Source organism: Intrasporangium sp., from assembly GCF_035280925.1.
Lineage (GTDB): Bacteria > Actinomycetota > Actinomycetes > Actinomycetales > Dermatophilaceae > Intrasporangium.
In genome coordinates this window covers 1-25466 of record NZ_DATEEY010000132.1, presented here as the reverse complement: position 1 = coordinate 25466, position 25466 = coordinate 1, and the positions used below count along the sequence as shown (strand labels likewise).

22 protein-coding genes and 1 pseudogene are annotated in these 25466 nt (G+C 69.3%); 14 read left to right on the top strand and 9 right to left on the bottom strand.

Translation table 11 applies throughout. The annotated features are described in order from the left end of the window. From VJN29_RS12885 to VJN29_RS12875, 3 genes and pseudogenes are all read right to left on the bottom strand, one after another. Positions 1–287, bottom strand: a pseudogene (locus VJN29_RS12885) (hypothetical protein); the annotation flags it as partial. Positions 288–606: 319 nt separating this feature from the next. Next, on the bottom strand, positions 607–1152 hold the full coding sequence (locus tag VJN29_RS12880; protein ID WP_324144031.1) for an NUDIX hydrolase family protein: 546 nt from the start codon (positions 1150–1152) through the stop codon (positions 607–609). Positions 1153–1164: 12 nt separating this feature from the next. Beyond that, the gene (locus VJN29_RS12875; protein WP_324144030.1) at positions 1165–2562 is read right to left on the bottom strand and encodes an FAD-binding oxidoreductase; all 1398 of its coding nucleotides are present in this window, start codon (positions 2560–2562) and stop codon (positions 1165–1167) included. Between the two features lie 281 nt (positions 2563–2843). Here VJN29_RS12875 and ileS point away from each other — a divergent pair, with 281 nt between their 5' ends. The 12 genes from ileS to lpdA all read left to right on the top strand — a co-directional run bounded on the left by ileS (position 2844) and on the right by lpdA (position 16859). Further along, positions 2844–6104, top strand: a complete 3261-nt coding sequence (gene ileS, locus VJN29_RS12870) for an isoleucine--tRNA ligase (protein WP_324144029.1) — start codon at positions 2844–2846, stop codon at positions 6102–6104. Next, a complete protein-coding gene (locus VJN29_RS12865) occupies positions 6101–6754 on the top strand; it encodes a GNAT family N-acetyltransferase (RefSeq protein WP_324144028.1) in 654 nt (217 codons plus the stop codon). The genes ileS and VJN29_RS12865 overlap by 4 nt, the downstream gene beginning before the upstream one ends. Beyond that, positions 6751–8139, top strand: a complete 1389-nt coding sequence (locus VJN29_RS12860; protein ID WP_324144027.1) for a folylpolyglutamate synthase/dihydrofolate synthase family protein — start codon at positions 6751–6753, stop codon at positions 8137–8139. Before VJN29_RS12865 ends, VJN29_RS12860 begins: the two co-directional genes overlap by 4 nt. 200 nt (positions 8140–8339) lie before the next feature. Then, positions 8340–8774, top strand: coding sequence for a hypothetical protein (locus tag VJN29_RS12855; protein WP_324144026.1), 435 nt, complete (start codon positions 8340–8342; stop codon positions 8772–8774). Between the two features lie 66 nt (positions 8775–8840). Beyond that, positions 8841–9206, top strand: a complete 366-nt coding sequence (locus tag VJN29_RS12850) for a DUF4233 domain-containing protein (RefSeq protein WP_324144025.1) — start codon at positions 8841–8843, stop codon at positions 9204–9206. Then, positions 9203–9625, top strand: a complete 423-nt coding sequence (gene ndk, locus VJN29_RS12845; RefSeq protein WP_324144024.1) for a nucleoside-diphosphate kinase — start codon at positions 9203–9205, stop codon at positions 9623–9625. Before VJN29_RS12850 ends, ndk begins: the two co-directional genes overlap by 4 nt. Before the next feature lie 91 nt (positions 9626–9716). Continuing rightward, positions 9717–10751 (top strand): rod shape-determining protein, encoded by a 1035-nt coding sequence (locus VJN29_RS12840; protein ID WP_324144023.1) that lies wholly within the window; start codon positions 9717–9719, stop codon positions 10749–10751. Between the two features lie 31 nt (positions 10752–10782). Continuing rightward, positions 10783–11721, top strand: a complete 939-nt coding sequence (gene mreC, locus VJN29_RS12835; RefSeq protein WP_324144022.1) for a rod shape-determining protein MreC — start codon at positions 10783–10785, stop codon at positions 11719–11721. After that, positions 11718–12218, top strand: coding sequence for a rod shape-determining protein MreD (locus VJN29_RS12830; RefSeq protein WP_324144021.1), 501 nt, complete (start codon positions 11718–11720; stop codon positions 12216–12218). Before mreC ends, VJN29_RS12830 begins: the two co-directional genes overlap by 4 nt. A gap of 40 nt (positions 12219–12258) precedes the next feature. Then, entirely contained in the window at positions 12259–14217 is a 1959-nt protein-coding gene (locus VJN29_RS12825; protein ID WP_324144020.1) for a penicillin-binding transpeptidase domain-containing protein, read from the top strand. 19 nt (positions 14218–14236) lie between these two features. Continuing rightward, entirely contained in the window at positions 14237–15379 is a 1143-nt protein-coding gene (locus VJN29_RS12820) for an FUSC family protein (RefSeq protein WP_324144019.1), read from the top strand. A gap of 82 nt (positions 15380–15461) precedes the next feature. Next, positions 15462–16859, top strand: coding sequence for a dihydrolipoyl dehydrogenase (gene lpdA, locus VJN29_RS12815; RefSeq protein ID WP_324144018.1), 1398 nt, complete (start codon positions 15462–15464; stop codon positions 16857–16859). A 105-nt stretch (positions 16860–16964) separates the two neighbouring features. On the opposite strand, the gene VJN29_RS12810 is transcribed toward lpdA, so the two are convergent. The 6 genes from VJN29_RS12810 to VJN29_RS12785 form a co-directional block, all read right to left on the bottom strand. Beyond that, positions 16965–17225: a hypothetical protein gene (locus VJN29_RS12810; protein WP_324144017.1), complete on the bottom strand. Its 261-nt coding sequence runs from the start codon at positions 17223–17225 to the stop codon at positions 16965–16967. Between the two features lie 54 nt (positions 17226–17279). Next, positions 17280–17537 carry a formate dehydrogenase subunit delta gene (locus VJN29_RS12805; RefSeq protein WP_324144016.1) on the bottom strand — a complete coding sequence of 86 codons (258 nt, stop codon included), beginning with the start codon at positions 17535–17537 and terminating at the stop codon, positions 17280–17282. Next, a complete protein-coding gene (gene fdhF / locus VJN29_RS12800) occupies positions 17534–20398 on the bottom strand; it encodes a formate dehydrogenase subunit alpha (protein ID WP_324144015.1) in 2865 nt (954 codons plus the stop codon). The genes VJN29_RS12805 and fdhF overlap by 4 nt, the downstream gene beginning before the upstream one ends. After that, on the bottom strand, positions 20395–21933 hold the full coding sequence (locus VJN29_RS12795) for an NADH-ubiquinone oxidoreductase-F iron-sulfur binding region domain-containing protein (protein ID WP_324144014.1): 1539 nt from the start codon (positions 21931–21933) through the stop codon (positions 20395–20397). Before VJN29_RS12795 ends, fdhF begins: the two co-directional genes overlap by 4 nt. Next, on the bottom strand, positions 21930–22415 hold the full coding sequence (locus VJN29_RS12790) for an NAD(P)H-dependent oxidoreductase subunit E (protein WP_324144013.1): 486 nt from the start codon (positions 22413–22415) through the stop codon (positions 21930–21932). Before VJN29_RS12790 ends, VJN29_RS12795 begins: the two co-directional genes overlap by 4 nt. A gap of 127 nt (positions 22416–22542) precedes the next feature. After that, positions 22543–22698: a hypothetical protein gene (locus tag VJN29_RS12785; RefSeq protein ID WP_324144012.1), complete on the bottom strand. Its 156-nt coding sequence runs from the start codon at positions 22696–22698 to the stop codon at positions 22543–22545. A 365-nt stretch (positions 22699–23063) separates the two neighbouring features. Between VJN29_RS12785 and rpsO the strand changes: the two genes are divergently transcribed. Next, positions 23064–23333, top strand: a complete 270-nt coding sequence (gene rpsO / locus VJN29_RS12780; protein WP_324144011.1) for a 30S ribosomal protein S15 — start codon at positions 23064–23066, stop codon at positions 23331–23333. A gap of 156 nt (positions 23334–23489) precedes the next feature. Next, positions 23490–25466 (top strand): polyribonucleotide nucleotidyltransferase (locus VJN29_RS12775; RefSeq protein WP_324144010.1); only part of this gene is annotated, 1977 nt, incomplete at its 3' end.

Here is a 25466-nt window from a genome sequence, read left to right as displayed (position 1 = left end):
TGGATCACGCCGATCTTCGTCGTGTTGGAGTTCAGCGGGCCCAGCTCTTTGACGTTTCCAAATACGTCAGGAAGGTTCTGGTCGGCGTCGGCCCCCGGCACAACGGCCTGGCCGTTCGGGCCGATGGTGAAGGGTGGTGTGGTTCCCGCCAAAGCGAACGGTGCCACGGCCACTGCGCCGCCGAGGAGGAGCGCCAGGGCAGCCACCATGCTGCTGAAGCGGCGGCGCTGGGTGCGGCTGCCATCGGCAGCAGCCCTACCGCCGGGCTTGATGGGTGAGCTATTCATGTGAAGTTCTCCGTTGCAGGTTGGATCACCCGTGCTATCGCACGGGTGTGAACGGTGAACTCGCCAGGCGCTGCGACCGCGGCTCCGTCGGGTGCAGGAGGGGTGAGGAGGGCGGAGTCTCGCTGTGGGGTCGCGCGCAGGCTCAAGCTGAGCTCAACTCTCGAGGGTACTCACGCTGACGTGACGTACATCACAAATCGATAAACCGGTGGCCTTTGTCCAGAAAGTTCCGGGACAGAGCCGAACAACCTTGACAAACAACGGAGCTGCCACATCTCGGACATGTTGCAGGCTGAGCCCCAAGCGAGGTCCCGGCAGGTCAGATGGGGTAGCCCACGTGGGCCAGCGCCTGACGGACGAGCACGCCGTGGGACCCGGACATCTCCCCGCGGGTGGCCATCTCGGCGGCCTCCTCGGGCGTGACCCACGACAGGTCGAGCGCGTCCTGTTGGGGTCGGCAGTCGCCCATGACGGCGACGATGTAGGCGAGCGACACGGCGTGCTGACGCGGGTCGTGGTAGGCCGTCACGCCGGGCGTTGGGAAGAACTCGGCGATGGCGATGGGCTGGGGTGAGACCGGGATCCGGGGCAGTGCGACGGGCCCGAGGTCGTTCTGGATGTGGCGGGCCAGGGCGTCGCGGATCCGCTCGTGGTAGAGCACCCGGCCACCGACGACCTCCTGGCCGATGCTGCCGTCCGAGTCGGCGCGCAGCAGCACGCCGATGAGGGTCACGACCCCCCGGTCGTCGACCCGCACGGGCACCGCGTGGACATAGAGGATCGGGAGCCGCTCCCGCGCGCTCTCGAGGTCCTCACGGCTCAGCCACGCACCGGTCGTCTCCACATCCGTCAGGTCACCGCCCATGTGGAATTCCTATCAGTCGGCCCGCGGCGGTCGTCCGGCAGTGCCGAAGACCGCTTCGGGGTTCATGATGCCCGAGGGATCGAAGACCGCCTTGACCGCGCGCTGGCGCTCGACCTCGCGCCTGCCGACCTCCTCGACGAGCCAGCGCCGCTTCACCGAGCCGATGCCGTGCTCACCGGCCACCGTGCCACCGAGCGACAGGCCGAGCCGCATCAGGTCGTCGAACGCGCCCCAGGCCCGTTGGCTGGCGTCCTCGTCGCCGTGCGGGTAGACGATCGACGGGTGGAGGTTGCCGTCGCCGGCGTGCCCGCTCACCGGGATCGGGACGCCCCAGCGCGCCGCAACCTCGGCCGCTCCCCGCACATAGTCGGCGAGCCGACCCACGGGCACGCAGACGTCCTCGGCGATCCGCGCTCCGAGCGCCTCGATGGCGGTGCTGAGTACACGCCGTCCCTGGAGCAGCAGCTCCGCCTCCTGGCGATCCTCGGCCACAGCGACCTCCAGCGCCCCGGCGCCGGTCAGCAGCTCCCCGTACCTCGCCACATCCTCTGCGGCATGCCCCAGCCGGTCGGACTGCACGAGGAGCACCGCCTCGCACTCCGCCGGGAAGCCGTACTCACCGAACGCCTGCACGGCTGCGACGCTCGCCCGGTCGAGGATCTCCAGTAGGGATGGCCGCTGCCGGTCGAGGCGCAGCGCGACGACCCCACGGAGCGCGGCATCGAGTGAGGCGAAGGTGGCCAGCGCCGTGAGGGCGGGATCCGGCGCGGGGACGAGACGCGTCACGATGCGCGTGACGACCCCGAGCGTCCCCTCGGAGCCGACGACGAGGCCGGTCAGGTCGTAGCCCGTCACCCCCTTGGCCGTCCGGTGCCCGGTCCGCATCGTCTCGCCGCCGGGCAGCACGACGTCGAGCGCGGTGACCCAGTCCGCGGTGACGCCGTACTTGAGGCAGCAGAGACCGCCGGCGTTCGTCGCGACGTTCCCACCCATCGTGCATGTCGCCGTCGACGCGGGATCCGGCCCGTAGAACAGCCCGGCCTCCGCCGCAGCCGCCTTCAGGTCCGCGTTGACGACCCCGGGGCCGGCGACGGCGATGCCCTCGAGCGGGTCGACCGTCTCGATCGCGTCGAGCCCCTCGACGTTGAGCACGATGCAGCCCTCCGTCGCCCGCGCCCCGCCGACGCGCGAGGTCCGCGCCCCCTGCGGCACCACGGGCGTTCCGGTCGCCTCGGCATGCTCGAGCACCGCCACCACGTCGGCGACATCGCGCGCGCGCACGACTGTGTAGTCGGAGCCCACGTCGCGCGACGGGTCCCTGGGCGCGGGCCCGGCATCAGCGGCATACGTCCGCTTGACGTCCTCGTCGGTGACGACCCGCGACTGCACTTTCGACGGGAAGTTGGGCACCCTCACAGGCTAGACTTTGGCGCACAGGCGTCTGAGCCGTCATCAGCGGCGAGCCTCCGGAAGAACGGTCCCAGCCCGGCTGGGGCTCACTAGAACCGGACGGGTGGGCCCGTCACAGCCTTGACAAGAGTGGTCGTATGCCGCTGGGCTCGCTCCCCGAGAGCCGGCGCGGTCGTGCGGCAAGCGGGGTGGTACCGCGGCGGCTCCGGCGAGGAGACGTCGTCCTCGTGAAGCGAGCAGGACACGAGCAGCCTCAACCACGCAGCAGGAGACCACGACCCATGGCGTATCCCAAGGTCACCACCGACCCGTCCGGCGCCCGCGCCGGAGTGCCCTCCAACCCCCGTTTCCCAGAGATCGAGGAGCGGGTCCTCAGGTACTGGGACGAGGACGGCACCTTCATCGCCTCGGTCGAGAACCGCGAGGCCGGCGAGAACGGGTCGAACGAGTTCGTCTTCTATGACGGGCCGCCCTTCGCCAACGGCCTGCCGCACTACGGGCACCTGCTGACCGGCTACGTCAAGGACATCGTTCCTCGGTACCAGACGATGCGTGGACGACGGGTCGAGCGGCGCTTCGGCTGGGACACCCACGGCCTGCCCGCCGAGCTCGAGGCGCAGCGCCAGCTCGGCCTCAAGACCAAGCAGGACATCCTCGACCTGGGGATCGAGCGGTTCAACGAGGCCTGCCGCGCCTCCGTCCTGAAGTACACGGGGGAGTGGCGGGAGTATGTGACCCGGCAGGCGAGGTGGGTCGACTTCGACAACGACTACAAGACCCTCGAGCCCGGCTACATGGAGTCGGTCATCTGGGCGTTCAAGACGCTCTACGACAAGGGCCTGGTCTACGAGGGCTTCCGCGTCCTGCCCTACTGCTGGAACGACCAGACGCCGCTGTCCAACCATGAGCTGCGCATGGACGACGACGTCTACCAGATGCGCCAGGACCCGGCCGTCACCATCGGCTACCGCCTCGAGAGTGGCGAGCTGGCGCTCATCTGGACGACGACGCCGTGGACCGTCCCCTCCAACGTCGCCATGGCGGTGCACCCGGACATCGACTATGTCGTCGTCGAGTCCGACTTCTCCGGCACCACCGAGCGCTACGTCATCGCGGAGGCGAGGCTTGCGGCGTATGCCAGGGAGCTCGGTGAGGACGCAGCCGAGCGCGTCGTCGAGCGGCTCAATGGCCGGGACCTCGTCGGGCGCAGGTACACGCCGCCCTTCGACTACTACCTCGGGCACCCGAAGGGCCACGTCGTCCTGCCGGCCGACTACGTCACGACCGAGGACGGCACGGGCCTCGTGCACATCGCGTCGGCCTTCGGTGAGGAGGACAAGGTTCTCACCGACGCGTTCGACATCGACGTGGTCGTGCCGGTCAGCGCGGAGGGCCGGTTCACCTACCCGGTCACCGACTACGAGGGGATGCATGTCTTCGACGCGAACGCCCACATCATCGACCACCTCAGTGCTCGCACCCGCGGTGAGGGCGAGATGGGCAGCACGACCCAGGGCACGGTCCTGCTCCGTCGGGAGACCTATGACCACACGTACCCGCACTGCTGGCGCTGTCGCGAGCCACTCATCTACATGGCCGTCTCCTCGTGGTTCGTCCAGGTGACCAAGTTCAAGGAGCGGATGGTCGAGCTCAACCAGCAGATCGCGTGGACGCCCGAGCACGTCAAGGACGGCCAGTTCGGCAAATGGCTGTCCAACGCCCGCGACTGGTCGATCTCGCGCAACCGCTTCTGGGGCAGCCCGATCCCGGTATGGAAGTCGGACAACCCGGAGTACCCACGCATCGACGTGTATGGCTCGTTCGAGGAGCTCGAGCGTGACTTCGGCGTCGAGGTGACGGACCTGCACCGTCCCTTCATCGACGAGCTGACCCGCCCCAACCCCGATGACCCGTCTGGGAGGTCGACGATGCGGCGCGTCGAGGACGTCCTCGATGTGTGGTTCGACTCGGGTTCGATGAGCTTCGCCCAGGTGCACTACCCGTTCGAGAACGCCGAGTGGTTCGAGCACCACTTCCCGGGTGACTTCATCGTGGAGTACATCGGCCAGACGCGTGGGTGGTTCTACACCCTCCACATCCTCGCGACGGCCCTGTTCGACCGACCGGCCTTCCAGTCCTGCATCAGCCACGGGATCGTGCTCGGTTCCGACGGGCAGAAGATGAGCAAGTCGCTGCGCAACTACCCGGACGTGACCGAGGTCTTCGACCGCGACGGCGCGGATGCCATGCGCTGGTTCCTCATGAGCAGCCCCATCGTGCGAGGCGGCAACCTCGTCGTGACCGAGCAGGGGATCCGCGACGGCGTCCGCCAGGTCATGATCCCGCTCTGGAACGCCTGGTCGTTCTTCTCGCTCTACGCCAATACGGCCCGGGGCGGTGCGGGCCATGAGGCGAAGCGGTCGACCGATTCCACCGACGTGCTCGACCGCTACATCCTCGCCAAGCTGCGCGATTTCGTCGCGGACCTGACCGAGCAGCTCGACGCCTACGCGATCGCCGACGCGTGCGACACGATGCGGGCCTTCCTGGACGTCTTGACCAACTGGTACATCCGTCGCTCGCGGGATCGCTTCTGGGGTGGCGAGTCGGAACAGTCGCTTGCCGCCTTCGACACGTTGTGGACCGTGCTCGAGACGGTGACCCGGGCCACGGCCCCGCTGCTCCCGCTCATGACGGAGGAGATCTGGCGCGGTCTCACGGGGGAGCGGTCGGTGCACCTGAGCGACTTCCCGGCCGCCGAGGAGCTGCCTTCAGACCATGAGCTCGTGCTCGCGATGGACCGAGCCCGCGAGGTGTGCTCAGTGGGCTCCAGCCTGCGCAAAGCGGGTGGCCTGCGCGCACGGCTACCGCTCGGTGGGCTCACGGTGGTCGTGCCCGATCCGGGCCAGCTCGAGCCGTTCCGGTCGATCATCCAGGACGAGCTCAACGTGAAGGGCATCGCCCTTGTCGACGTGTCGTCGGCGACCGAGGCGGACTTCGGCGTCGGCCAGCGGTTGACGGTCAACGCGCGCGTGGCGGGCCCGCGCCTGGGGAAGGACGTCCAGACGGCGATCCGTGGCAGCAAGTCCGGCGACTGGTCCGTCTCGCCGGAGGGCGTCGTCACCACCGGCGGCCTCGAGCTCGTCGACGGAGAGTACACGCTCGAGACGGTCGTGGCGGGGGACGCCCAGGGCAACACCAAGGTGGCCACGGCCATGCTTCCGGGAGGTGGTTTCATCGTGCTCGACACCGAGGTGACCCAGCAGCTCGCGACCGAGGGCGTGGCACGCGACCTCGTGCGCGCCGTCCAGCAGGCGCGGCGCGATGCCGGCCTGCACGTCAGCGACCGCATCAGCCTGACCATCCAGGGCACGTCCGAGGTCTTCGAGGCCACCGTCACGCACCGGGACCTGCTCGTGGCGGAGACGTTGGCCACCCAGTTCTCGTCCGCGGGGCCGGACCATCCGGTCACCAACGGCCGGGGGACGACGGTGTCGGTGGGCGACGGCTACGGCGCGACGATCATGGTGGCCAAGGCATGACGACGATGGGCGCGCGCTCGGGACGCACCGGCGACACTCAGGGGTCGCGGGACGACGGCCTGACGATCCGTCAGGCCACAGGCAACGACCTCGACGACGTCATCGAGATCGGTCACCGCACCTGGCCGGTCATCTACGAACCCATCGCCGGCATCGACTACGTCGCGATGGGTCTGGCCAAGTGGTGGACCTCCGATGTCGTCGCCGCCTCGATCCGGCGCGGGCAGACGCTCGTGGCAGAGCTGGCGGGTGACGTCATCGGGATGGTCGCGTTCGGGACCCAGAACGGGGACTTCGTCGTCTGGAAGCTCTACGTCCTCCCCGAGCACCACGGCAAGGGCATCGGCTCCCGCCTGATGGACGCGGTCGTCGACCGTGCTCTCGAGGGCGGTCACACCCGGATCACGGTGGCCTACCCTGCCGGCAACGGCTACGCGGAGCGGTTCCATCGCGCCCACGGTTTCGTCGAGTCCCACCGTGAGCCCTCCGGCTCCGGGCTGCCGGACACGATCTGGATGGTGCGTGAACTGGGCTCGTCCGACGGGGCGGCTGGGGAATCCGACGGGGCGGCCGGGGCGTCTGACGGGGCGGCTGGCGTGTCCGACGGGGCGGCTGGCGTGTCCGACGGGGCGGCTGGGGAGTCCACGTGAGCGGTCGGCCCGATGCGGCCGCGCACGAGGCCGCGCGCAACCTCGAGGAGCTGAAGCGGATGCGTGAGATCGAGGAGGCCATCCTCGATCGCGCCCCCGAGAACGACGTCGGCCCGTCGCTCGAGCGGATCGCCGCCGTCATGGAGCTCGCCGGCGACCCGCAGCGCAGCTACCCCGTCATCCATCTGACCGGCACCAACGGCAAGACGTCGACGAGTCGGATGATCGACTCGATCCTGCTGGAGAGCGGCCTGTCGACAGGCCGGTTCACCTCTCCCCATCTGCACGACATGCGTGAACGGATCACCCTCTCCGGCAAGCCCATTCCGCGCGACAAGTTCATCGCGGCGCACGACGACACAGCGCCGCTCATCGACATCGTGGATGCGAGGTCGCTCTCATCCGGTGGGCGTCGGATGAACTTCTTCGAGGTGCTCGTCGCGATCGCCTTCGCCGCGTTCGCCGACGCGCCGGTGGACGTCGCCATCGTCGAGGTCGGCCTGGGCGGCTCGTGGGACGCCACGAACGTCGCCGACGGCACGGTGGCCGTGGTCACGCCGGTCGACCGAGATCACACGCACCTGCTCGGCGACGACATCGTCGACATCGCGCACGAGAAGAGCGGCATCATCAAGGCCGGTTCCGTGACGATCTCCGGCGTCCAGGACCCGGACGTGGCCGCAGTGCTCGCCGAGCGAGCCGAGGAGGTGGGGTCGGACCTGCGCCTCGAGGGAGACAGCTTCGGCGTGCTCGCCCGTGACGTCGCCCTGGGCGGGCAGCAGGTGAACATCCGCGGCCTGGCCGGTGACTATCCGGACCTGTTCCTGCCGCTTCACGGCGCCCATCAGGCGAGCAACCTCGCGACCGCGATCGCGGCGGTCGAGAGCCTCGTCGGCGGTGGCACGCAGGCCCTGGACCGTGCCGTCCTGACGGCCGCCGTGTCCCGCATGACGTCGCCGGGCCGCCTCGAGGTCGTCCGGCGCTCGCCCACGGTGCTGGTCGACGCCGCCCACAACCCGCACGGCGCCCGAGCGCTCGTGGCCGCCCTCGACGAGGCGTTCACCTTCACGCGGCTCGTCGGGCTGGTCGGGATCGTCACCGACAAGGACGCTGTGGCGATCCTCGAGGCCCTCGAGCCCAAGCTCGACCACATCGTGATCTCCCGCAGCTCGTCACCGCGGGCCATGCCGGCTGCGCAGCTCGGTGCACTCGCAACGGACGTCTTCGGCGAGTCGAGGGTCACCGTGGAGGGCAACCTTCCGGACGCGCTGGACCGCGCCGTCGCCCTGGCCGAGGAGGAAGGTCTGGGTGGCGGCGTCATCGTGACCGGCTCGGTCATCACGGCAGGCGAGGTCCGACTCCTGCTCGGCGTCACCGACACCTGACAGCCGATCCGCCCCAAACCCGATCGAGTGCACACGATGTGGGCTCGGGCCGCCCCGAAAGCTGTTCACTCGATCACGGGTTTGGGGGGAGACGGCGTTGGCTGTCAGGTCAGGTGCGGCTGGGGGCGAGCTCAGCGGCATACGGACGCGTGTCCGGCGACGGCCCCGCCTCACGTAACCTGTCCGCCATGCATCCTGCGGTGAAGCTGGTTCTCATCCTGGCCGTCGTCGTGGTCGTCGCCGTCCTCTACGGGCGGATCTTCGGCCGGCGGGACCGCGAGGAGCGCTACGTCGGCCTGACTGACGCCGTGCGGGCCAAGGTGAGCCGCGAGATCAGCGCCGGGCACAAGATCAACGCGATCAAGATCTACCGGGAGGCCACCGGCGCGCCCCTGGCCGATGCCAAACGGGCGATCGACTCCTGGTTCGTCCCGGGCCAGGGCCCCGGTGTGCGGGACGCCGCGGCCTCGTGGTCCGAGGGACGGCTCACCGCTGAGGCGCGGGCCCGCATCAGCGAGCTGGTCGTCGCCGGACGCCGAGAGGACGCCATGGCTCTCTATGCCGAGGCGACCGGCGCGAGTGACTCCGAGGCGCAGGCCATCATCCGGTCGTGGGACGCGACGCAGAACTACTGAGAGCCTGAGACCTGCGCAATGCACCGACTGTCCCTCTATGGAACAACCGGAACATTCACGAGGCGCATGCTCGCCGCCGTGCTCTTCGGCCAGTCCATCTGCGTCTTCTTCGGTGCCCTCGTCGCTCGCGCCATCGCAGCCACCGGTCCGGACTCGGGCCTCTCGACGACCTACCTGCTCGTCGGCACCGGTCTGGCCGTCCTCAGCCTCGTCGCCGCGGGACTGATGCGCCGGCCCTTCGGGGTCACCCTGGGCTGGGTCGTCCAGGTGCTGACCCTCACGAGCGCGCTCGTCGTGTCGGCCATGCTCGTGGTGGGACTGATCTTCCTCGCCATGTGGATCGCCTTCTTCATCATGGGCTCGCGCATCGACCAGGCGCAGGCCGAACGGCACGGAGGCGCCGACGGACCCGTCGATAGGGTGGGCGAGTGACCATCGAACGCTCCCTCGTCCTCGTCAAGCCCGACGGTTTCCAGCGCCGGCTCACCGGGGAGGTGCTGCGGCGCATCGAGTCCAAGGGCTACTCCCTCGTGGCCCTGTCGATCCTGAGCCCCACCCGCGACCAGCTCGCCGTGCACTACGCGGAGCACGAGGGCAAGCCGTTCTACGAACCGCTCGTCGAGTTCATGAGCTCCGGGCCGGTCGCCGCTGCCGTCATCGAGGGCCAGGACTGCGTCAGGGGCTTCCGGTCCCTCGCCGGGGCCACGAACCCGACCGACGCCGCACCCGGGACCATCCGCGGCGACTTCGGCCGCGACTGGGGGCTCAAGGTCCAGCAGAACATCGTCCACGGCTCCGACTCACCGGAGTCGGCGGCGCGCGAGATCGCCATCTGGTTCCCCGCTCTCTGACGGGCCGACCGGTCCCGCTGCGCTGAGACACCACCGGTGTCTTCGCGCCGAGGTCCACCACCTCGACCGCAACGCCGGGCACAATCCGGGTATGAGCCCGCTGCCAGGACTTCGCCCACTCGGGCGCGATCTGGCAGTCGACCTCGGCACGGCGAACACGGTCATCCACGCCCGTGGCAGGGGCATCGTCCTCGACGAGCCCTCCGTCGTGGCCGTCGAGGTCCGATCCGGTCGGCTCGTGGCAGCCGGGACCCAGGCCAAGGAGATGCTCGGCCGGGTCCCCGGCACCATCCGTGCAGTGCGGCCGCTCAGGGATGGGGTCGTCTCCGACGCGGAGGAGGCGGAAGTCATGCTGCGGCTGTTCGTCGACCGGGTCCGCACCTCCAGGGTGGCCCGGCCGCGGATGGTGCTCTCCGTGCCGAGTGAGGTGACCGGCGTCGAGCGTCGCGCGCTCGAGGACGCGGCGCTCCGATGCGGCGCCCGGGAGGTCTACCTCATCGAGGAGCCCATGGCTGCCGCGATCGGAGCGGGGCTGCCCGTCCACGAGACGCCCGCCTCCATGGTCGTCGACATCGGCGGTGGCACGACGGACGTCGCCGTCATCAGCCTGGGCGGTGTCGTCAGGTCCGCGACCACCCGGGTCGCGGGCGACGAGGTCGACGACGCGCTGATCAGCCACCTCAAGGCAGAGCACTCGCTGCTGCTCGGTGAACGCAGCGCCGAGGCGATCAAGGTCGCCGTCGGCTCGGTGTCCACGCTCCGCCCCGAGCTCACCACGCGGGTGCGTGGCCGCGATCTCGTCACCGGCCTGCCCAAGAGCGTGGAGCTCGGCTCGGCCGAGGTGCGCACGGCCATCGAGGGGCCGATCGTGCAGATCGTCGACGTGGTGCGGGCCACGCTCGACGTCTGCCCGCCAGAACTCGCCGGGGACATCCTCGACCGCGGCATCATGCTGACCGGAGGCGGCGCACTCCTCCGGGGTATGGACGAACGGTTGCGTCATGAGCTCGGGGTCCCGGTGGTCATCGCCACGGACCCACTGCATGCCTCCGCACGCGGCGCGGGCAGATGCGTCGACGAGTTCGCGAGCCTCGAGCGGGTGCTCGTCGCCGACCACAGGCGCTGAGTTGGGAACCGCGCGGGAACCGGGTCGGGCTGTGAGGCGGGTCATCGGGGGGGCACCAGGCAGCACCCGGGCCAACCGGAGCAACCGCTCCAAGCACTGGGTGCTGGCGGTGCTGCTCGTGCTGACGACCGTCATCCTCGTCGCCGACCTGGCCGGCCACCCGGCCACGCAGGGGGTGCGGTCGGTGACCGGGGCGGCGCTCGGACCCGTCCAGCGGTTCCTGTCAGGTGCCCGACCTGCCGAGACGGCTGCCCTTGCTGCAGAGAATGCCAGGTTGCGAGCCGAGGCCCACATGCTGACGAGACAGGTCGAGGCTCTCGCGCAGGTGCAGGACCTCGTCGGGTCGCCGTTCGTCGCCGGACACACCGTCGTCGTCGGTCAGGTCGTGGCCACCGAGACGAGTCCCATGGGCGGGCGGGCGGTCACCATCGACGTGGGCACGAGGGACGGGGTGACGGTCGACAGCACGGTGGTCAGTCCCAAGGGTCTTGTCGGGCGGGTCGTGGCTGCAGCTCCGTGGACCAGCGATGTGCAGCTGCTCGGCGCCCCTCAGTCCGTGGTTGCGACCCGGGTCGGTGACGGTGGGCTGATCGGCACCGTCGCACCCGTCCCTGCTGGCGGCGGGGCGGCTCGTGCGGGGGAGCTCTCCCTCACCGTGCTGAAGCCTGGCGTCCCCCGGGTGGGCGACCTCGTCCGCACGCTCGGAAGTGTCGGTGCACGGCCGTACGCCCCGGGGATCACCGTCGGGCGCGTCGTGGCAGTCGATGCCAACACTGCCCGCGGCACGGTGACCGGGCGGGTGGCGCCGACCGTGGACCTCGAGGGTGTCGACGTCGTCGCGGTACTGGTCCCGGAGCTCCGCGTCGACCAGCGACCAGTCGTCCGCGGGGGAGCTGTGCCTGACCGCGTCTATGACCGTGTCGCTGACCGTTTCGCTGACCGTGTCGCTGACCTGGTGGAGGCCGGATGAGGCTCTCCATGCTCGGCCTCCTGCGCGCCGCGTACACGATCGTCGCCGCGCTCGTCGTCACGACGTTGCTGCCCCGCCTGGGCGTCCCATCGCGCTTCGTTCCCGACCTCGTGCTCATCGGCGTGGTGGCCACTGCCGTCATCCGCGGTCCGGTGCACGGTGCGCTCGTCGGCCTCGCCGCAGGCTGGGTCGTCGAGCTGATGCCACCAGTTGCGATGCCGCTCGGCCTCGCCGCGCTTACCATGATGCTCGCCGGCATCGTCGCAGGCTCCTTCAGGCGCAGCTCTGCACGCTCGGTCCTTCGGCCGCTTGCCGCGCTCGCGGTCGCCGCCACCGTCGTCCTTGCCGGTGAAGGTGCCACGGCTGTGGTGGCGGGGGGCAGCGTCGACCTGACGGCTTCGTTCACCGCGCTCGGCCTCACGGTCGGCGTCGCACTCGCCCTCCTGCCGTTCATGGTGGTCGTGGACCGCGCCCTCGTGCGCAGGCGGCTCGGCTGACATGCCTCGACCACGGGGACGCGCACGAGGCTCGGTCGCCGTGGCCGTCCTCGGCTCGTTGTTCGTCCTGCTCATCGCCCGCCTCGGCCACGTGCAGCTCGTCGAGGGTCCACCGGCACCCCGAGCACCGGCCGCTCTCATGACCAGGACCCTGACCGAGGCCGCAGCTCGGGGCACCATCCTCGACCGTCGGGGCCGGCCGCTCGTGGCCAACCGCTACACCACCACCGTCACGGTGCCGCGCTCGGTCCTGCTGGACGCCCCGGACGGTGGGCGAGGACTCGTGGCCGCTGTTGCCGGAGTGCTGCAGCGTCCGTTCGAGGACCTGTGGGGCAAGACCATGCTCTGCGGAACGGCGGGCGCACCCCCGGCTCCGGCCTGCTTCAACGGCTCGCCGTACGTGCCGATCCCGCTGGCCACCGAGGTCGACGCACAGCAGGCGCTCAGCCTGCTGGAGCGTCCTGAGACGTTCGCCGGAATCGGTGTCGTCTCGGAGCCGTCGCGAGACCACCCGATGGCTCCCCGGGTGTCGGCGGCTCACCTGCTCGGCTACGTGGGCCGGCCGAGCGCCGATGAGGTCACCGCGAGTGCAGGCAGAGTCGGTGACGAGGACCTCGTGGGTCGGTCCGGCCTCGAGGCGGAGTACGACCAGGTCCTACGCGGCACCAACGGCCGCACCGTCGTCTCCATCGACCCGCGCGGCGCGGTGACCGACACCCTCTCGTCCGTGCCGCCGACCCCCGGTCTCGACCTGCTGACCCACATCGACGCCGACGTCCAAGCCGCGGCGGAGAGGGCACTGTCGCGGGCGGTGAGCCGCGCCCGGGCCGACGGGCATCCCGCAGACTCCGGCGCCGCCGTCGTCATCGACGTGACCAACGGCGCCGTCGTCGGTGCCGCGAGCCACCCCACCTACGACCCCGGGATCTTCACCGGCGGCATCACCGCCGCGGAGCTGCGCAGACTCACCGACGAGAAGGCTGGAGCGGCCCTGAGGTCGCGCATCATCGCGGAGACCTATCCTCCGGCATCGACGTTCAAGGTCATCTCGGTGCCGGCGGCCGTGTCCGCCGGGGCCTCCCTCAAGGGCAAGTACGAGTGCAGCCCGAGCTATCGGATCGGTGACCACGTCTTCCACAACTACGAGTCGCGTGGCTACGGACGGATCGACCTGCACCGCGCCCTCGTCGTCTCCTGCGACACCGTCTTCTACCGCCTCGCGCACCAGGCCTGGATCGACCAGGGCGGCATCTCCGCGCCGGTGGGCCGGGTCGACCCCTTCGTCGCCATGGCGCGCTCGTTCGGACTGGGCGGGTCGACCGGAGTGGACCTCCCCGGAGAAGCGACCGGGACGATCCCGGATCGCGCCTGGAAACGGGAGTACTGGGAGGCGTCGCGGCAGGAGACCTGCGCCCGGGCCCGGACCGGATACCCGCAGCTCGCCAGGACCGACAAGGAGAGGGCCGCCTACCTGACCCGCCTCGCCAAGGAGAACTGCGCGAGCGGCTTCCAGTACCGGGCCGGCGATGCGGTCAACCTCTCGATCGGCCAGGGTGACCTTGCCGTGACCCCGCTGCAGATGGCCGTCGTCTTCGCGGCCATCGCCAATGGAGGCACGCTCTGGCAGCCACAGGTCGCTGCCGGTTTCCGTTCTGGCACAGGGGCGGTCACGCAGATTCCAGCTCATCATGTCGGCACCGTGCCGGTGGCAGGGGGAGTCCTGGCCTACGTTCGGCGAGCGCTCGCCGACGTGACGCGACCGGGTGGCTCAGCGGGGTCGGCCTTCGCCGGCTTCCCCCAGGATCGGTTCCCCGTCGCGGGCAAGACGGGCACGGGTGAGGTCTTCGGGCACGCTGCCACGGCCTGGTTCGCCGGTTATGGACCGACCACGCGACCGAGGTACGCGGTCGTGGTCGTGGTCGGCCAGGGTGGGTCCGGCTCGCAGGTCGCGGCACCGGCGGTGCGCGAGATCTTCGACGTGCTTCGCGTGGAACGCTGAAGCGGACCGATGCCCGAGGATGGTTCTCGTGGACGACTACCTGAGGTCAGATGCTCGGGTCATCGACGCGCTCGACCGGGCCTGGGACCGCAGCCGCATCGGGATCTCCAGCCGCATCGGCCGGGTGCGCTCGCGGGCCTTCCTGCTCGTCCAGAGCGCCGTGGCCGCGGGGGTTGCATGGTGGGTGGCAAGCGACGTCTTCGCCCATCCCACACCGTTCTTCGCGCCCATCGTCGCCGTGGTCTGCTTGGGGATCTCCTACGGCCAGCGCCTCCGTCGCGTCATCGAGGTCGCCATCGGCGTGGCCGTCGGTGTCTTCACTGCTGACCTCTTCGTCAGCGTCGCGGGGACCGGGGGATGGCAGATCACCGTGGTCGTCATCGTTGCGATGAGCCTGGCCCTACTCGTCGGCGGCGGCCCCGTGCTCGTGATGCAGGCGGGTGTGCAGGGGATCGTCGTGGCCGCCCTTGCGCCGTCACCCGGGCAGGCGTTCACGCGGTGGACCGACGCCCTCATCGGCGGTGCGGTGGCCCTCGTCGCTGCGAGCATCGTCCCGCAGGCACCACTGCGCCGTCCGCGGGTGGCGGCATCGGAGGTTGCCCGCAAGATCAGTGAGCTGCTCCGACGTGCTGCGGCGAGCGCCGAGGACGGGGACGTGGAGGCCGCCGCGCAGGTCCTGGCGTCGGCCCGTGAGACGGAGTCGCTCCTCCGCGAGCTCACGACGGCCGCCGATGAAGGCCTCTCCGTCCTGCACAGCTCACCGTTCTCGCGAAGACAGGCCCCCGGGGTTCGCAAGATGGCAGACCTCATCGACCCGTTGGATCGCGCCATGCGCAGCACCCGGGTGCTCGTTCGCAAGGTCGCGGCCGTCGTGGGGCGCGGCGAGAAGCTGCCGCCCGGATATCGCGAGGTGATCGACCAGCTGGCCGAGGCCACGGACGTGATCGCCCGCGCGCTCGCGGAGAACGCCAGTCCCGACATCGGCCGGAAGGTGGTCCTCGAGGTGGCCGTCGCGACGTCGCACCTGCCGCGCACCGACAATCTCGTCACGGAGACCGTCCTGGCGCAGCTTCGTTCCGTCGTCGTCGACCTGCTCCAGGTGACCGGTCTCGAGGTCGACGAGGCGATCGCCGCACTGCCGCGAGAGCGTCCCCGCGATTGAGCCATGGCCCGACCGCGCCAGCCTCGCGAGTGAGCCCGGACGGCGCCATGGCCAGCAGGGCCGCCCCGATAGGCTGTCGCCCATGGCTGATTTCGATGTCGTTGTGCTCGGTGCCGGACCCGGAGGCTACGTGGCTGCGATCCGCGCGGCCCAGCTCGGCAAGAAGGTTGCGGTCGTGGAGAAGCAGTACTGGGGCGGCGTCTGCCTCAACGTCGGCTGCATCCCCAGCAAGGCACTCCTGCGCAACGCGGAGATCGCCCACATCATCACGAAGGAGAAGAAGACCTTCGGGATCGAGGGCGACGCGACGATGTCGTATGCCACGACCCATTCGCGCAGCCGTGGCGTCGCCGACGCGAGCGCCAAGGGCGTGCACTACCTGATGAAGAAGAACAAGATCGAGGAGGTCGACGGCTGGGGCACGATCACCAGCGCGACCTCCGTGGACGTCGCTCTCAACGACGGCTCGTCACGCACCCTCAGCTTCGACAACCTCATCATCGGCACCGGTGCCACGGTGCGCATGCTCCCCGGCATGCAGGTGAGCCCGAACGTCGTCACCTACGAGGAGCAGATCCTCGACGCGAACCTCCCGAGCTCGATCATCATCGGCGGCTCCGGCGCGATCGGTGTCGAGTTCGCCTACGTGCTCACCAACTTCGGTGTCGACGTGACGATCGTCGAGTTCCTCGACCGGATGGTGCCGACCGAGGACGCTGACGTCTCCAAGGAGCTGCTCAAGCAGTACAAGAAGCTCGGCGTCAAGGTCATGCTCTCGACGGCGGTCCAGAACGTCGAGGACACCGGCTCAGGCGTGCGCGTCACGGTGACGCCTGCAGGCGGCGGGGACGAGCAGGTCATCGAGGCCGACAAGTTCCTCGCGGCGTTCGGCTTCGCCCCCCGCATCGAGGGCTACGGACTCGAGAGCCTCGGCCTGAAGATGACCGACCGTGGCGCCATCGAGGTCGACGGCCGTGGCCGCACCAGCATTCCCAACGTGTTCGCCATCGGCGACGTCACCGGCAAGCTCATGCTCGCCCACACGGCCGAGGCGATGGGTGTCGTCGCAGCAGAGACGATCGGCGACGCCGACACCATGGAGCTCAACTTCGACATGATCCCGCGAGCGACGTTCTGCCAGCCGCAGATTGCCTCGTTCGGGTACTCCGAGGCCCAGGCCAAGGAGAAGGGCTACGACGTCAAGACGGCGAGCTTCCCGTTCTCCGCCAACGGCAAGGCCCGCGGCATGGCCGAGGGCGTGGGCTTCGTCAAGATCGTCGCCGACGCCGAGCACAACGAGCTCCTCGGCGCGCACCTGATCGGCCCCGAGGTGACCGAGCTCCTGCCCGCGCTCACCCTGGCCCAGCTGTGGGACCTCACCGCCGACGAGGTGGCCCGCAACGTGTTCGCGCACCCCACGCTCAGCGAGGCGATGAAGGAAGCCGTCGAGGGCATCGCCGGCCACATGATCAACCTCTGAGGCGAAGGACAAGCCTCCAGCCGTATGCCGCTGGGCTCGGCCCCGCTTCGACGCATCGTCGGTGCGGGGCCGAGCTCACAGACGCCCGGGCTGCTCGCCGAGGCGTCAGTCGTTGGCCCCGTCAGCCGCCACGAGACTGGCGATGCACTGGCCCTGGTTCTTGAAGCCGTAGTTCGCGAAGCCACCGTCGAGGCATTCCTCCTTGGAGCCCGCGAAGCTCAGCAACGTGCCGGTCGCGAAGTTGCTCCACCGAGTCGCGTAGTCGGTTCCCGTCACGGCGTAGTTGTACTGGTTCAGGATCACGGCGCTGAAGGAGACCGAGCCGCCCGAGATGTTCATGATGGCCGGCAGCCCATTGACGGTCATCCCGAACTCTGTCGAGTCGGCACTGGAGGCCACTCGAGACAGCGCAGATGGAGCTCAACCTCCGGAGGGTTCGGCCACCTCGGCCCGGTCCACCTGTCCGCCGAGGTAGGACGTCGTCGCCGCGGCCAACAGGGGATCGAGGCGCGGATCGCCTGCGCGGACCCGCTCCACGAGTGCACGCCGCATCCGCGGATCCCAGAACTTCTGCAGGTGCGTCGCGACTGCCTTGGCGGCCTCCTCGGCGGACAGGTGGTGCATGGCGCGCGCGATGTCATTGCCCAGGCGAATCTCGGGCGGGAGGTATCGGCTCACCGTGACGTCACCGCCTCGGCCGCCTGGGCGAGCGCCTCATCACCCGCATTGGCGACGCCGACCTGGACCGCAGTCACCTTGTACTCCGGACAGTTCGTCGCCCAGTCGGAGTTCTCCGTCGTGACGACGTTCGCCCCCGTGACCGGGTGGTGGAACGTCGTGTACACGACCCCCGGCTGCATCCGTTCCGAGACGAGCGCGTGCAGAGTGGTCGTCCCGACCCGGCTCGTCAGCTCGACGCGGTCGCCGCTGCGGATGCCTCGCACCTCGGCGTCGGCCGGGTGGATCTCGAGGACGTCCTCGGGATGCCACGTCTCGTTTGCCGTCCGCCGGGTCTGGGCGCCGACGTTGTACTGGGTCAGGATGCGACCAGTCGTGAGGATGAGCGGATAGCGGCGGCTCGTGGTCTCGGTCGTGGGGACGTAGACCGTGGGGATGAGTCGGCCCTTGCCGCGGACGAACTCCCCGACGTGCATCGTCGGCGTCCCGAGTGGCGCGCGGTCGTTGCACGGCCACTGCATGCTTCCCTCGGCGTCGAGGCGGGCGAAGGAGACGCCGGCGAAGGTCGGGGTCGTCGCCGCGATCTCGTCCATGATGGCTGCGGCATCGGGATACGACATGGTGAATCCCATGGCGGTGGCGATGTCGCAGACGATCTCCCACTCGTCCTTGCCCGTTCGGGTCGGCAGCACCGGGCGGACTCGGTTGAGGCGACGCTCGGCGTTGGTGAAGGTGCCGTCCTTCTCGAGGAAGGACGTGCCGGGGAGGAAGACGTGCGCGTACTTCGCCGTCTCGTTGAGGAAGAGGTCCTGCACGACGACGAGCTCCATCGACGTCAGCGCCTCGCGCACATGGTTCAGGTTGGGGTCGGACTGGGCGATGTCCTCGCCCTGGACGTAGAGCCCCCTGAACGACCCGCCGATCGCGGCGTCGAACATGTTGGGGATGCGCAGCCCCGGCTCGGGGTCCAGCGGCAATCCCCACATCGACTCGTAGATGCCGCGTACGTCGTCGAGGCCGATGTGGCGGTAGCCCGGCAGCTCGTGGGGGAAGGAGCCCATGTCGCATGAGCCCTGCACGTTGTTCTGGCCGCGGAGCGGGTTGACGCCGACGCCTTCGCGCCCGACGTTGCCGGTGATCATGGCCAGGTTGGCCAGGCCCATGACCATCGTCGAGCCCTGGCTGTGCTCGGTGACGCCGAGGCCGTAGTAGATGGCCGAGTTGGGTCCCGCCGCATAGAGCCGCGCAGCGGCCCGAAGCTCCGCCGGGTCGATCCCCGTCGCAGCGGCGGTTGCCTCGGGCGAGTTCTCCTCGCTGACGATGAAGGCGAGGTACTCGTGCACGTTCTCGCAGCGTGAGCGCAGGTACTCCTCGTCGTGCAGTCCCTCGGTGACGATGGCGTGCGCCATCGCGTTGATGAAGGCGACATTGCTGCCCGGCAGGAGCGGGAGGTGGTGGGTCGCCTCCACGTGTGGCGATCGGACGAGGTCGATGCGGCGGGGGTCGGCGACGATGATCCGCGCCCCTTCCCGCAGGCGTCGCTTCATGCGAGACGCAAAGACGGGGTGCGCGTCCGTCGGGTTGGCCCCGATGAGCAACATGACGTCGCAGTGGTCGACGGATGCGAAGTCCTGGGTGCCGGCCGACGTGCCGAACGTCTGGTTGAGGCCATAGCCCGTGGGGGAGTGGCACACGCGGGCACAGGTGTCGATGTTGTTGTTGCGGAAGGCTGCTCGCACCATCTTCTGGACGACGTAGACCTCCTCGTTGGTGCATCGCGAGGACGAGATGCCGCCGATGGCGCCGATGCCGTGGCGAGTCTGGATGTCCCTGAACCCGGTGGCGATCCGCTCGATCGCCTCATCCCAGGACGTCGCGCGCCATTCGTCGTGGATCGAGTCGCGGACCATCGGCGACAGCTGCCGGTCGCGGTGCGAGGCGTAGCCGTACGCGAAGCGCCCCTTGACGCACGAGTGCCCCTCGTTCGCGCCCCCGGCCTTGCTCGGCATCATCCGGACCACTCGGGTCTCGTCGCCGGTGCCCTGCACCTCAGCCCGGAAGGAGCAGCCGACACCACAGTAGGCGCAGGTCGTGTCGACCGACCGTGTCGGCATGCCCAGCTCGATGACGGACTTCTCGGTCAAGGCGTCCGTCGGACACGCCTGCACGCAGGCTCCGCACGAGACGCACTCGGACTCAAGGAAGCTCGGCGCTCCGCTAGCGGACACGCGAGAGTCGAAGCCCCGCCCCTCGACGGTGAGGGCGAACGTCCCCTGGACCTCCGAGCAGGCCCGGACGCAGCGCGAGCACACGATGCACGCCTTCGGGTCATAGGCGAAGTACGGGTTCGAGACGTCCACCGGATCGGACAGGTGGTTCGCCCCGTCGAGCCCGTAGCGGACCTCGGCCACGCCGACCTGCCGCGCCAACCCCTGCATCTCGCAGTTCCCACGGGCGCACCCCGGACAGTCGGTCGGGTGGTCGGAGAGGTAGAGCTCCATGACCCCCCGACGCACGTCACGCACCTGCCCCGTCTGGGTGGACACGACCATGCCGTCGACGCAGGGAGTCGTGCACGAGGCGGGCGTCCCCTTGCCACCCTCGATCTCGACGAGGCACAGCCGGCACGACCCGAATGCCTTGAGGGAGTCCGTGGCACACAGCTTCGGGATCTCGATGCCCGCCTCGGTGGCCGCGCGAAGGACGGAGGTCCCCGCGGCGACGTCGACGCCGATCCCGTCGATGGTGACGTGCGCCGTGGGCGCGGTGCCGACCGCCGGCGTGCCGTAGTCCGGCTCGGGGGAGTACGGGACGGTCCCATAGGACGCATGGGATCCGCGGGACGTCTGGGACGTGGTCATGGGGTCCTCCTGTCGAAGTCCTCCGCGAAGTGCCGGATCGCGCTCTGCACCGGCATCGGGGTGAGGCCGCCCATGGCGCAGAGCGACCCCTTCGTCATGGTGGTGCACAGGTCGTCGAGGAGCAGCAGGTTCCGTTCTCGGTCCGTCCCGGCGATGATCCGGTCGATGGTCTCGACGCCGCGGACCGAGCCGACCCGACACGGCGTGCACTTTCCGCAGGACTCCTTGGCGCAGAACTCCATGGCGAACCGGGCCATCCGAGCGGCGTCGAACGTGTCGTCGAAGACGACGATCCCGCCATGTCCGAGCATGCCGCCGACCTCGAGGAGTGCTTCGTAGTCCATCGCGACATCGAGGCCATCAGCCGGCAGGTACGCCCCCAACGGCCCGCCCACCTGCACCGCCCGCACTGGCCGGCCCGACCACGTGCCGCCGCCGAACTCCTCGACGAGCTCACGCAGCGAGACCCCGAAGTCGGTCTCGACGATGCCGCCCTGGCGAATGTTGCCGGCGAGCTGGAAGACCTGCGTGCCCCGGGACCGCCCGGAGCCGAGCGCCGCGTAGGCCGCCCCGCCATCGGCGAGGATCATCGGCGCCGCCGCGAAGGTGAGGACGTTGTTGACGACCGTCGGCCGGCCGAACAGCCCCTCGATCGCCGGGATCGGCGGCTTGGCCCGCACCTCGCCACGCCGACCCTCGAGCGACTCGAGCATCGAGGTCTCCTCGCCGCAGATGTAGGCCCCGGCGCCGAGCCGGACGAAGAGGTCGAAGGACAGGTCGTTGCCCTGGATGCGCTCGCCGAGCCAGCCGTGGGCGTAGGCGACGTCGATGGCCCGACGGAGCGTTGCGGCCGCCGCCGGGTACTCGGACCGGCAGTAGATGTAGCCCTCGCGCGCTCCGACGGCACTCGCCGCGATGAGCATGCCCTCGATCAGGGTGAAGGGGTCCCCCTCGGCGAGCATCCGGTCGGCGAAGGTCCCGCTGTCGCCCTCGTCGAGGTTGCAGCACACGAACTTCAGGTCTGCCGACGCCTCGAGGACGGTGCGCCACTTCACCCCGGTGGGGAAGCCGGCGCCACCACGGCCGCGCAAGCCGGACGCGGTGATCTCTTCCACCACCGCCGCTGGCGACAGGTCGAATGCCCTGCGCACGCCGCCCCAACCACCGTGTGCCTCGTAGTCGGCGATGCTCGTCGGCTCGATGACGCCGACCCGCGCGAAGGAGACGCGTCGCTGGCGGGCGAGCCACGGATACTCGTCCACGACGCCGATCGACCCGCCGACCGCCGCGCCGGAGAGCAATCCCTCGTCGACCAGCCCGACCACCACACCAGGTGTGACGTTTGGGTACCCCACACGGCCGTCGGGCGTCTCCACCTCCACGAGCGGCTCCAGCCAGAGCATGCCTCGAGAGCCGGTGCGCACGACCTTCACACCGACGTGGTCAGCCAGCGCGGCCGCGACCTCGTCGGCCCCCACGGCGACCGCGCTCGAGTCGCCGGGGACGTACACGGTGATCGCCCGCTTCGTGCTCATCGCACCCACTCCTCGGTGAGTCCGAGAAGGCGCTCGGACGAGAGCCGCCCGTGGAGGCGACCGTCGATCATCCCGGAAGGACCGAGGGCGCAGTTGCCGAGGCAGAAGACCTCGTCGACCTCGACATCGTCCCGTCCGGCAAACGCACGCCGCGCGTCGACGTACAGCGCCTCCGCGCCGACGGACTGGCACGCCTCGGCCCGGCACAGGTGGACGGTGTGCTCGGGCGACGGCTCGGTGCGGAAGTCCTTGTAGAACGACACGACGCCGTGGACGTCGGCGCGCGACAGGTTGAGCACGTCAGCGATCGCCTCGACGTCGCTCCTCCCGATGTGGCCGAGCTCGGACTGGACGGCGTGCAGAACGACCATCAGGGCCCCGCGTTCGCTGGCATGCTGCTCCGCGAGCCGCCGCACCGTCCCGGTCCGTTCCAGATCCAGCCCAGTTCCCATCCCATGGTCTGGGCTCGTCGCGCGCGTCATCGTGCTCCCGTCGTTGGGGTTCCTCCGAGTCTATGAAGGTCCGTCGCAAAAGGCACCGCGGGCCTTCCGGAACGCGGAAACGCCCCCGCACAGCGGGGGCGTTTCTCCAGACATGAGGCTCAACGCGTTAGTACCAGACCTTGCGTCCCCCGACCGCGCGACCCGTGGCTCCCAAGATCCACAGGACCACGCCGATGACGATCAGGATGATCCCGATCGTGGTGAGGATGCTGATGTTGGCCAGCCATCCGATGAGCAGCAGGATGAGTCCAAGGATGATCATGTGGCGCTTCGCTCCTTTTGAGTTATTGCCCCGAGCACCGGTGCACGTACCCGCGCCCTCACGCACACAAACACGACCAATCGGGAGACTCTCGCGCTCAACCTCGCCTCGCCGGTGCTCATCGCCACCGCAACACAAGGTCGTATGCCGCTGAGCCGGCTTTCCGGGGCCACGTGACCCTGGGAGGGAGCTCAGCGGCATACGGCTTCAAGGGTCGTGGCGCGCGAGTCGAGCTGGACGATTAGGGGACGCGGGACGCCCGCTGTTACGCTTGGCGATGCCGTTTGACCGGCCGCGGAGAGAGAGCGCCCAGGTGGACATGCCCTGGAGCACCGCGCAACGAGAAGAGAAGGAGTCGGTCATCCATGCCATTGGAAGCTGACGTGAAGAAGCAGATCATGACCGAGTACGCCACCAAGGACGGCGACACCGGCTCCCCCGAGGTGCAGATCGCGATGCTGACGCAGCGCATCAAGGATCTCACCGAGCACTCCCGGACCCACAAGCACGACCACCACAGCCGTCGTGGTCTCCTCCTGCTCGTCGGCCGCCGCAAGCGCATGCTGCGCTATCTCGAGGCGACCGACATCGAGCGCTACCGATCGCTCATCAAGCGACTCGGCCTGCGTCGATGAACACGTGACGAAAGGCGGTCACCGCAGTCCTGCGGTGACCGCCTTTCGTCGTGGTGAGGCTGCCACTCGAGTGGTCGGCAGCCCGCCGGATGAAACCCCGCACACAACGACGATGTGCGTGGGCACGAAGAGAGAAAAGAAAGCGAGGGCCCCTATATGGAGGGTCCAGACATCACCTTCGCCGAGGCCGTCATCGACAACGGCAGCTTCGGGACCCGCACGGTCCGCTTCGAGACCGGACGCCTGGCCAAGCAGGCCGGGGGAGCCGTCGTCGCGTACCTCGACGACGACACGATGATCATGTCGACGACGGCCGCGGGCAAGACGCCCAAGGACCAGTTCGACTTCTTCCCGCTCACCGTTGACGTCGAGGAGCGGATGTACTCCGTGGGCCGGATCCCCGGCTCCTTCTTCCGTCGTGAGGGCCGGCCGACGACCGACGCCATCCTCACCTGCCGCCTCATCGACCGCCCACTGCGACCGACCTTCAAGAAGGGCCTGCGCAACGAGGTCCAGGTCATCATCACGGTGTTCGCGCTCAACCCCGACCACCAGTACGACGTGCTCGCCATCAACGCGGCCAGCGCCTCGACCCAGATCTCCGGCCTGCCCTTCTCCGGTCCCATCGGTGGCGTGCGTGTCTCGCTCATCGACGGCCAGTGGGTCGCCTTCCCGAACTTCTCCGACATAGAGAAGTCGGTCTTCGACATGGTCGTCGCCGGCCGCGTGGTGGGTGACGACGTCGCCATCATGATGGTCGAGGCCGAGTCCACCGACTCCACCTGGAACCTCGTCAAGAACGAGGGCAAGCAGGCGCCGACCGAGGAGGTCGTGGCCGAGGGCCTCGAGGCCAGCAAGAAGTTCATCAAGGCGCTGTGCGAGGCCCAGGCCGAGCTCGCCGCCAAGGCTGCCAAGCCGGTCGAGGACTTCCCGGTCTTCCTCGACTACGAGCAGGACGTCTTCGCCGCCGTCGAGGAGGCCGTCTCGGCCGACACGGCCGCCGCCCTGACCATCGCCGGCAAGACCGAGCGCGAGGACCGGCTCGACGAGATCAAGTCGGGTCTGCACCGGGGGCTCGTCGGCGAGGGCGAGGACAGCGATGTCCAGGGTCCGTTCGCCGGGCGCCGCAAGGAGGTCTCAGCCGCCTACCGCGCGCTGCAGAAGAAGCTGGTCCGCCAGCGCATCCTGCGCGACAACGTCCGCATCGACGGCCGTGGCCTGGCCGACATCCGCGCCCTCGGCGCCGAGGTCGAGGTCCTGCCGCGCGTGCACGGCTCGGCCATCTTCGAGCGTGGCGAGACCCAGATCATGGGTGTCACCACGCTCAACATGCTCAAGATGGAGCAGCAGCTCGACACGCTGAGCCCCAACACGCGCAAGCGCTACATGCACAACTACAACTTCCCGCCCTACAGCACGGGGGAGACGGGCCGCGTCGGCTCGCCGAAGCGTCGCGAGATCGGCCACGGAGCGCTCGCCGAGCGTGCCCTCATGCCGGTGCTGCCGACGCGCGAGGAGTTCCCGTACGCGATCCGTCAGGTGTCCGAGGCCCTCGGCTCCAACGGCTCGACGTCGATGGGCTCGGTGTGTGCGTCGACCCTGTCGCTGCTCAATGCCGGTGTGCCGCTGCGCGCGCCGGTTGCGGGCATCGCGATGGGTCTCGTGTCCGACGAGATTGTGAATGACGCCGGCGAGTCCGAGGTTGCTTATGCGGCGCTGACTGACATCCTGGGGGCCGAGGACGCCTTCGGTGACATGGACTTCAAGGTCGCCGGCACGAAGGAGTTCGTCACGGCGATCCAGCTCGACACCAAGCTCGACGGCATCCCGGCCTCCGTCCTCGCCGGCGCGCTGACCCAGGCCCGCGACGCGCGGCTGCACATCCTCGACGTCATGGCCGAGGCCATCGACGTGCCGGATGAGATGAGCCCCTATGCGCCGCGCATCATCACGGTGAAGGTGCCGGTCGACAAGATCGGCGAGGTCATCGGCCCGAAGGGCAAGATGATCAACCAGATCCAGGACGACACGGGCGCCGACATCTCGATCGAGGACGACGGCACCGTGTACATCGGAGCGGTCGACGGCCCGTCTGCGGAGGCGGCTCGCGCAGCGATCAACGCCATCGCCAAC

Bases quoted from the DNA above. Each gene is read 5' to 3' on its own strand.
- VJN29_RS12840 (WP_324144023.1), top strand. From the start codon at position 9,717: ATGAGCCCGCTGCCAGGACTTCGCCCACTCGGGCGCGATCTGGCAGTC.
- VJN29_RS12865 (WP_324144028.1), top strand. From the start codon at position 6,101: ATGACGACGATGGGCGCGCGCTCGGGACGCACCGGCGACACTCAGGGG.
- lpdA (WP_324144018.1), top strand. From the start codon at position 15,462: ATGGCTGATTTCGATGTCGTTGTGCTCGGTGCCGGACCCGGAGGCTAC.
- VJN29_RS12850 (WP_324144025.1), top strand. From the start codon at position 8,841: ATGCTCGCCGCCGTGCTCTTCGGCCAGTCCATCTGCGTCTTCTTCGGT.
- VJN29_RS12880 (WP_324144031.1), bottom strand. From the start codon at position 1,152: ATGGGCGGTGACCTGACGGATGTGGAGACGACCGGTGCGTGGCTGAGC.
- VJN29_RS12790 (WP_324144013.1), bottom strand. From the start codon at position 22,415: ATGACGCGCGCGACGAGCCCAGACCATGGGATGGGAACTGGGCTGGAT.
- VJN29_RS12795 (WP_324144014.1), bottom strand. From the start codon at position 21,933: ATGAGCACGAAGCGGGCGATCACCGTGTACGTCCCCGGCGACTCGAGC.
- ileS (WP_324144029.1), top strand. From the start codon at position 2,844: ATGGCGTATCCCAAGGTCACCACCGACCCGTCCGGCGCCCGCGCCGGA.
- VJN29_RS12830 (WP_324144021.1), top strand. From the start codon at position 11,718: ATGAGGCTCTCCATGCTCGGCCTCCTGCGCGCCGCGTACACGATCGTC.
- VJN29_RS12820 (WP_324144019.1), top strand. From the start codon at position 14,237: ATGGTTCTCGTGGACGACTACCTGAGGTCAGATGCTCGGGTCATCGAC.
- rpsO (WP_324144011.1), top strand. From the start codon at position 23,064: ATGCCATTGGAAGCTGACGTGAAGAAGCAGATCATGACCGAGTACGCC.
- fdhF (WP_324144015.1), bottom strand. From the start codon at position 20,398: ATGACCACGTCCCAGACGTCCCGCGGATCCCATGCGTCCTATGGGACC.
- VJN29_RS12810 (WP_324144017.1), bottom strand. From the start codon at position 17,225: ATGACCGTCAATGGGCTGCCGGCCATCATGAACATCTCGGGCGGCTCG.
- VJN29_RS12785 (WP_324144012.1), bottom strand. From the start codon at position 22,698: ATGATCATCCTTGGACTCATCCTGCTGCTCATCGGATGGCTGGCCAAC.